Source organism: Dehalococcoidales bacterium, from assembly GCA_030698765.1.
GTDB lineage: Bacteria > Chloroflexota > Dehalococcoidia > Dehalococcoidales > UBA2162 > JAUYMF01.
Genome location: JAUYMF010000086.1, coordinates 1 through 7,762, shown reverse-complemented (window position 1 = coordinate 7,762; position 7,762 = coordinate 1). Strand labels below are relative to the sequence as shown.

The following is a 7,762-nucleotide window of genomic DNA, read 5'->3' as shown; positions in this document are numbered from 1 at the left end:
CCCATGATGATCAGACGTCGCAAACACCAACCCGGCCATCCGCCCCGCCCCGGCCAACCCCGCGCCCGCCGGCGCCGGGTCCTGTTCGGCGTACTGGCCGTACTGGTGCTGATGACCATGGTCCGCGAGAAAAAACACCTCTCCAGTGAAGACCCCCAACTCAAATTACCCCTGTTGGCATTAAGAGATAGCTTTGATGCCCGCTTTAAGGTATTTCTGATTATTATCGCGGTGTTTACCCTGGGCAATTCCAGCGACTTCTTTGTTATCCTCAGAGCACAGACCCTGCAGGCTCCGCTTATCCAGACGGTGATGATGCTTTTCCTGTTCAACGTTACCTATGCCGTCACCTCTCTACCGATGGGAATACTATCAGACAGGCTGGGCAGGAGACGGGTCATCATCATGGGTTGGTCTATCTATGCGCTGGTATACCTTGGCTTTGCGCTGGCTTCAAATACCTGGCAGGTATGGTTACTCTTTGCCGGCTACGGGATTTACTACGGGGTAGTGGGGGGGGCGTCGCGGGCTTTTGTGGCGGACCTGGTAACCAGGGAAAGAAGGGGCACCGCCTATGGTCTTTATCACGGAGTTGTCGGCCTGACTCTTTTACCGGCCAGCCTGATTGCCGGCTGGCTGTGGGATACGGTAAATCCGGCAGCCCCTTTTTACTTTGGAGCCGCCCTGGCTTTTGTCGCCATACTGGGTTTCCTGATACTTATTAAAGAGCAACGGGTCACCCTAGAGCCAGATTAGCCAGTTTATCAGCCTCCACATTTTCCTCACGCCTGATATGGGTGATCGTGAAGCCTTCAAACTGGCTCTGCAACTGCTTTACTCTTTGATATAAGGGTCTCAGAGATATTGATTTCACCCGGTACTGCCCGTTGATTTGCCGGACGGCAAACTCTGAGTCGGAGCGCAGGTCAATCTGATTGACGCCCAGTTTCATTGCCTTTTCCAGAGCGGCAATAATAGCCCGGTATTCCGCCTGGTTGTTAGTTGCCTGACCAATTGACTGAGAAATAGTGGTAAGCAGTTTACCCTGCTCGTCGGTGATGACGACACCGATAGCGCCCGGCCCGGGATTGCCCCGGGAGGCGCCATCAGTAAATATCACCGCTTTTTTTATCTTAAACTCCTCCGGTCTGGCTCAGGCAAGGAAAAGGATGCGCCCGCAGCTGCTGCACCGCACCAGTTGACCGCTTCTCACCCTTTGTATCTCATTAACCGGGAGTGATATGCGGCAACCCCGGCATACCCCCTGCTCCACTTTAGCCACTGCCTGTCCCTTTTGTTTTCTGACTTCCTGGTACATCTCAACCATCGTGGGGTCAATACCATCGGCCAGCAATTGCCTCTTCCGCTTCAGGTCAGATAGCGTAGCCTGATGCTGCTCCAGCCTGGCTGATAGCTGTTGCTGCTGGTTCCGCCATTCAGCCTCCAGCCCTCTCAGATCACCATCCAGAGAGGACAGGTTGCCGGTAATAAGTTCAACCTCCCCCATCACTTCCAGCGCTTTATCCTCCAGCTGGTTTCGCCTGGTTTTCAGGATATCAATCTCATGCTGCAGATTGGTCAGCTCTTTAGGATTACGTATCCGGCCGCTATATAGCTCATCTTCGCTGGCCTTCACCTTAACGGCAAGATCGTCTATTTCCCATTCCACGGAGTGTTGCTGGCGGTTGGTTTCTTCCAGGCGCTCCTTTTCCCGCGCCAGCTTCCTTCTAACCGCCAGGATTGAATCACTCTCTCCAAGCTGACCGATAATTCTTTTTATCGCCTGCTCGTTGGAATCAATCTCCTGGTCAATCTCTTGTAGCTGGTAAAGCTGCCTGGTCAAACTCATTTTGGTCTTATTGTATAATGCCTGCCGCACAATAGCAATTTCCTCACTAAAAAATATTAAGAGAATGACAAAATCCGGTAGTCATAACAGAACATATGTGCTATTATGACAGGGTACCTTCCATGAAGCTAATAAAGATGAGAAGACAGGTTAGAGGAAGAGATTTTGAAAGGAAAACGAGGCGCCCCAAAAGGAAATCAGAACGCCAGAAAACACGGGTTTTACTCTAAAGTGCTCGATGAAGCCGAGCGGTCCGACTTCGAGCAAGCTACTGACGTTGAGGGCATTGATGATGAGATCGCCCTGTTGAGAGTGAAAATAAAGTCCATCCTCGAGCGTGACCCGGAAAATATCAAGCTGATTATGCAGGCTACCAATACCCTGGCCAGGCTAGTAAGGACCAGGTATAACCTCAGCAAGGAGGACAAGAAGGGACTTAGGGAGGCAATAAGCAATGTCCTCAGAGATGTCGCCATTCCCCTGGGCATCGGCATCGGAACTACCCTCAAAAAGTGACGCTTCCCCGGAGAACCGGGAGTTCCCTGATGCCAGTATAAAGCGGCTACGACCCTACCAGCAGGAAGTAGCGCTGGCAGTACTGGACAGCGTCTTCGGCGGGAAAGGTCTGACTTTTTCCGTGGAAATTGCCCGGCAGGGGGGCAAGAACGAGCTATCCGCTCAGCTCGAACTGCTACTGCTCACGCTCTATATGGCCGAGCCGCAGAACCTGATAAAATGCTCGCCTACCTTCAAACCTCAGACCGTCATCTCAATGACCCGCCTGAAAGACAGACTGAATGATACCGGCTTTGATGGTATCTGGGTATCTGAGCTGGGCTATATTCTCAGGCTGGGAAACGCCAGGGCTATATTCCTGTCCGCCGACGAGTCTGCCAGCGTGGTGGGACACACCGCTCATATTCTCCTGGAGATTGACGAAGCGCAGGATGTAAGCCATGAGAAATACACTAAAGAGTTCAAGCCGATGGGAGCCACCACCAATGTTACCACCGTTCATTACGGCACTACCTGGGACGATGCCACCCTTCTGGAGGAGACAAAGCAGACCAATTGCGAACTGGAAAGAAAAGACGGTATCAGGCGGCACTTCCGCTATGACTGGCAGGAAGTAGCCAGGTACAACCCTGATTACCTGGCTTATGTCGAAACAGAGAGGGCACGCCTGGGGGAGAACCATCCCCTTTTCCGGACACAGTACTGCCTGCTGCCCATCCGCGGTGGCGGCGGGTTTCTTTCCGCCCAGCAGAGAGCCCAGTTACAGGGAAGCCACTCCAGACAACACCGGCCCGAGTCTAAAAAAGTCTACATCGCCGGTATTGACCTCGCCGGAGAAGCCGAGGAAGAGGAAGGCGCCCGGCTGAGAGCGCTCAAACCGCACCGGGACTCCACGGTAGTCACCATCGGCGAAGTGGACTTCTCCACCAGCAACAGTATTCAGAAGCAGCCCGGGATCAAGATTATCGAGCACTACCGGTGGACCGGCACCAAGCACACCGAACTTTACCCCCACCTGATTGATATCCTCAAAAATGTCTGGCGCTGTCGCCGGGTGGTGGTTGACGCCACCGGAGTCGGGCAGCCGGTAAGCTCTTTTCTCCGGCAGGCGCTGGGTTCCGCGGTTGTCCCATTCACTTTCACCCAACCGGCAAAGTCGGAACTGGGCTTCAATTTGCTAGCCGCCATAAACTCCGGCCGGTTGAAAATGTACGCCGGAGATGGTTCGGCGGAGTACCAGCAATTCTGGCTGGAGATGGAGAAGGCAAAGAGCCGGTACCGTCCCAGCCAAACAATGAATTTCTACGTTGACCCGGCACAGGGGCATGACGATTTCCTGATGAGCCTGGCATTACTGGTCGAAGCCGGCAGCCGTTACTCACCGCGGGGGGCGCGGGGGAATATTGTTTGACACCGGACTCTCTTCGGCGGTAATATAGCTTTCTAGAACCATAGTAAAGCGGAGAGGAACAGGACAGAGAACGATGACCGAAGCGAGGCTCACCCCACCTGAAACAAAAACAGCCACCAGGAAAATAGCCGTTATCGGCTTTGGCAATATCGGCACCGGCGTAGTGGATCTCCTCTACCGTAAAGGGATTAACGGACTGGAACTGGTCAGGGTGATAGATACTGACCTGGAGAGGAAACGCCCGGTAACTCTCCCGCCGGGCTACCTCAGCAAGGACTGGCGGCAGGCAGTTACCGACCCTGAAATTGATATTGTGGTTGAGCTTATCGGCGGTATCGAACCCGCCAGGAGCATCCTCTCAACCGCCCTGGAAAACGGCAAAGACGTGGTTACCGCCAACAAGATGCTGCTTGCCCGGGAGGGAGAACATATCTTCCAACTGGCATCCACGTTACAGCGCCGGATTGGCTTCAGGGCCAGTTTTGTTGGCGGCCACTCGCTGATTCACGAATTCCGCCAGGCGGGCACAGCCAACAAGAAGTTCCGCAAAATCTACGCCATCCTCAACGGTACCTGCAACTATATATTATCGACCATGTCCCGGGAGGACAAGGGATTTGAGGAAGCCCTCAAGGAAGCCCAGCAGAAGGGCTATGCCGAGAGCGACCCATCGGATGACATTGATGGCATTGACACGGCCAACAAGATACGCATCGTCCTGGGACTTATCAGCAATTCGTACCGGACAGTGAAGCCTTTCCCGGTCGAGGGGATTCGCGATATAACTTTGCAGGATATCCAGTACGCCGCCGAGCTGGGCTATTCCGTCAAGCTGGTAGGAGTTATTGAGCAGGATGAAGGCACTTTCAATGTTATGGTGCATCCGGCGCTGGTACCCAGGGTATCCCTTTTAGGTTCCCTGGAAGGGCCCTATAACGGCATCGAGCTTGAGGACGAATACGGCATAATATCAGGCCTGATTGCTCCCGGAGCCGGGACCTACCCCACCGCTGACGCCGTCATCAAAGATTTGCTGGATATCGCCGAGGGCAGGGCAATGCCCATGCCAAAATCGGCAGGGAGCATAGTCCTGGGTCCACCCGAGACTATCGAGCGGCGCTACTACCTGAGATTCAGTGTGCTGGACCAGGCCGGCGTCCTGGCCCGCATTTGCGATATCTTCTGGAAGCATGATATCAGCATCGCCGCCGTTATTCAAAAGGAAGCTGTGACCGAAGAGTTTGTTCCCGTGGTCATCACTACCCACCTGGCTAAAGAAGGAGCGCTTCAGGCAGCGATTGAAAAAGTCGACCGGATGGACGTAGTGAAAGCCAGGACCAAGATTATCCGCATCCTCAAAGCCGACACCTAGACCCCCGCTATTCTATCAGTGCGGTGCATGCCGAATAACGTTGGTTAATACTGTACTTTCACCCATTCCGCCCCGTGTGTCAGGTATGGGATAAACTCCAGCCGGAATCCAGGCCAGATGCGTTCATATTCTGGATACCGACTCCCGTATCGGGGTACGGGACAAGCTTCGTCGGTATGGTCAAATGTAAACTTTATTAGAGACGCCAGACTTGATGAAGAAAATCCGACCGGGGTAAAGCTCTTAATGCGCCAGCAACCTGACTGCCGATTAAAAGTAGGCTGTCTTTCTGCCCAGCCAGAAGCCAATAACAACGAGGAACAACCCGCCGATAACGAATAGAGCGATCTTCACTCCCTGCCCCAGCCCGAAGGTAAAGCCGACATAGAATGACCCGGCACCCGACCATTCACTCTCGTTACCGGCGCCATCCACTGCCCTGACATGCCAGTAATAGGGTTCATCCTCACTGACGGACTCGAGCCTGTTCTCTTCAGTTATGGTATATTCCGATTCGGTCAGTCCGGTCTCCTCCAGCACGATAGAACCCGCCCGGAAGTCATCATCGGTAGCGATCTGCAGAGTATAGGTTACCCCGCTGGGGTCTTCGACATCCTCCCAGTCAAAAAAGGTCTCTTTTTCCGCCTTGATACCCATCTCCGGCTTCAGCGGCACCGGTGGCGACGGCGGCGTTGATTCCATAGTGAAAGTAAACGGTTCCGTATTTACGCCGTCCGTAGCCACGATACTGTACGTCCCTGCGCTGCCCGCCGGCACTTTAAAGCTGGCCTGAAAAGTCCCGTCAGCGGCCACCGGCGCAGTAGCCACTTGAGCGCCGTCATAAGTAACCGTTGCCACTCCCCCCGCGGTAAACCCTATGCCACTGATGGTAAGCTCGGTACCGACATGCCCCGTCTCCGAGCTGATGCTGGCGTTGGTTTTAATCGAGAAATCAGCCTCGGTGCTATTAATGCCATCACTGGCTTTCACCTTGTAACTGCCACCAGCCAGGGGGGAAGGCACGTCGAAACTGGTATTGAAACTCCCGCTGGCATCACTATTGATGGGGGCCACAGTAGTATTATTAAAAGTTATTGTCACCGGGCTGCTAGCCTGAAACCCGCTACCGTTAACGGTAACCTGGGTACCGGCAAAGCCGGAGGTGGGGCTGATGCTGAAAGAGGACGCCGCCAGGGCAAATTCAACACTGGCGGAATTATTACCGGCATCATTCACCTGTATATCATAACTGCCAGCCCCCCTGGCCGGTACCGTGAAGGTAACCGCGCTGAAACTACCCACGCTGCTGGTTGTAGCCGTGGCAACTTCAATGCCGTCAAAAGTGATGCTTATGCTCCTGGTGGCCGCAAACCCGGTACCACTGACGGTTACGGCGTCTCCGCCGGCCCCGGAAGTCGGTGTGACGGTAATGGATTGCTGGATAGAGAAGGTAGCTGTGGCTGAGTTATTACTGGTGTCTTCGACTTTCACGGTATGATTGCCGCGGGAGCTTGCCGGGACAGTGAAAGCGACATTACTGAAACCGCCGGCGCTATTGGTAGTGGTGGTGGTAACCTGAGTGCCGTCATAGGTGATGACGACGCTTCTGCTGGCCGCGAAATCAGTAGCGGTAACTCTAACCTCACTACCCGTGGTACCGGTCGCCGGGTCAATCACAATCGCCGGAACTCCTATCACGGTGAATGAAGCTCTGGCCACAATTTCCTTGGAAAACCTTGCCGCAGCGTAGAGATAGTAAGAGCCACTGCGTACTGTTTGCAGCACACTACCGTGTGTCAGCCTGTCCGGCACAGGAAAAATAAAGCCCTCGAAAGCGCCGGCGGAGTTAGTACTGGGCCGCCCCAGAAACTCATAGTTGCGAACATGGGTATCGATATCCCCGCCTACAGAGGCCACCTCATCAGAGAAAAAAAGTTCATACTGGGTAGACGCCTCAAAACCGGAACCATAAGCTTCGATGTTAACAGCAATCTTCCCCGAGCTCGGCTGCATGAAGAGGGTTGCCGCCGCCATCGCCGGTGCCGCCGGAATTACCGTTAGAAACAGTGCCAGTGTCAACGCCAGAAAGAACTTAATATAATTCATCCCTTCCATGATAAGGCTCGGCGGTATAGCATGTCAATATATCTATAGGTTAAGCATTGACACTTTTGACTAAATCAGTTAGCATCTGGCTGATGGCCAGGAATAAGATCAACCAGCTCCAGTGGGATGGGAAACACATCCGTACTTTGAGACGCCACCTGGGCTTGACCCAGCGTGAACTGGCTGATCAGCTGGGCACACGCCAGCAAACAATAAGCGAGTGGGAAAAGGGAATGTATAAACCGCGCGGGGCCTCAGCCACACTGCTCTCCATCGTTGCCGAACGGGCCAGGTTTAAGTACAACGCCACTCCCGCTCAAAAAAGATCGGACAAGCCTTGACAGTTTACACGGTACCGTGTAAACTGTTCAAAAACCGCTGCCCCCTTTCCTTTTCTTATATTTAGGACGGGACTACCTTTTGCATCCGGCGGTAAAGGCGCAGTAATTTGTCAGGCAATCTCAGCGAGAGCCAGGTCATCAGAATCTGGCAGCACCAGGGACTGGAC

General features: G+C 53.8%; 8 protein-coding genes. 5 read left to right on the top strand and 3 right to left on the bottom strand.

The genetic code is table 11. The features are described 5' to 3' along the window. Positions 1-756, top strand: a 756-nt coding sequence (locus tag Q8Q07_03955) for an MFS transporter (protein ID MDP3879444.1), incomplete at its 5' end; no start/stop codon positions are given. On the opposite strand, the gene Q8Q07_03950 is transcribed toward Q8Q07_03955, so the two are convergent. Together Q8Q07_03950 and Q8Q07_03945 are read right to left on the bottom strand one after the other, a co-directional pair. Beyond that, positions 737-1,120 (bottom strand): ribonuclease HI family protein, encoded by a 384-nt coding sequence (locus Q8Q07_03950; protein MDP3879443.1) that lies wholly within the window; start codon positions 1,118-1,120, stop codon positions 737-739. The genes Q8Q07_03955 and Q8Q07_03950 overlap by 20 nt on opposite strands. A 33-nt stretch (positions 1,121-1,153) precedes the next feature. Continuing rightward, complete coding sequence (locus tag Q8Q07_03945) at positions 1,154-1,879, bottom strand: C4-type zinc ribbon domain-containing protein (protein MDP3879442.1); 726 nt, start codon at positions 1,877-1,879, stop codon at positions 1,154-1,156. A gap of 135 nt (positions 1,880-2,014) precedes the next feature. Here Q8Q07_03945 and Q8Q07_03940 point away from each other — a divergent pair, with 135 nt between their 5' ends. From Q8Q07_03940 to Q8Q07_03930, 3 genes are all read left to right on the top strand, one after another. Next, positions 2,015-2,365 carry a hypothetical protein gene (locus tag Q8Q07_03940; GenBank protein MDP3879441.1) on the top strand — a complete coding sequence of 117 codons (351 nt, stop codon included), beginning with the start codon at positions 2,015-2,017 and terminating at the stop codon, positions 2,363-2,365. Further along, on the top strand, positions 2,304-3,776 hold the full coding sequence (locus tag Q8Q07_03935) for a hypothetical protein (protein ID MDP3879440.1): 1,473 nt from the start codon (positions 2,304-2,306) through the stop codon (positions 3,774-3,776). Before Q8Q07_03940 ends, Q8Q07_03935 begins: the two co-directional genes overlap by 62 nt. Before the next feature lie 73 nt (positions 3,777-3,849). Continuing rightward, positions 3,850-5,148 (top strand): homoserine dehydrogenase, encoded by a 1,299-nt coding sequence (locus Q8Q07_03930; GenBank protein MDP3879439.1) that lies wholly within the window; start codon positions 3,850-3,852, stop codon positions 5,146-5,148. Between the two features lie 270 nt (positions 5,149-5,418). Here Q8Q07_03930 and Q8Q07_03925 read toward each other — a convergent pair whose 3' ends face one another. After that, on the bottom strand, positions 5,419-7,254 hold the full coding sequence (locus tag Q8Q07_03925) for an IPT/TIG domain-containing protein (GenBank protein ID MDP3879438.1): 1,836 nt from the start codon (positions 7,252-7,254) through the stop codon (positions 5,419-5,421). Between the two features lie 65 nt (positions 7,255-7,319). On the opposite strand from Q8Q07_03925, the gene Q8Q07_03920 reads away from it, so the two are divergent. Next, positions 7,320-7,595 carry a helix-turn-helix transcriptional regulator gene (locus Q8Q07_03920; GenBank protein ID MDP3879437.1) on the top strand — a complete coding sequence of 92 codons (276 nt, stop codon included), beginning with the start codon at positions 7,320-7,322 and terminating at the stop codon, positions 7,593-7,595. The last annotated feature ends 167 nt before the right edge of the window (positions 7,596-7,762 follow it).

What these genes read in the sequence shown, in the direction of transcription:
- Q8Q07_03935 (MDP3879440.1), top strand. Translation starts at nt 2,304, where the DNA reads ATGTCCTCAGAGATGTCGCCATTCCCCTGGGCATCGGCATCGGAACTA.
- Q8Q07_03925 (MDP3879438.1), bottom strand. Translation starts at nt 7,254, where the DNA reads ATGAATTATATTAAGTTCTTTCTGGCGTTGACACTGGCACTGTTTCTA.
- Q8Q07_03930 (MDP3879439.1), top strand. Translation starts at nt 3,850, where the DNA reads ATGACCGAAGCGAGGCTCACCCCACCTGAAACAAAAACAGCCACCAGG.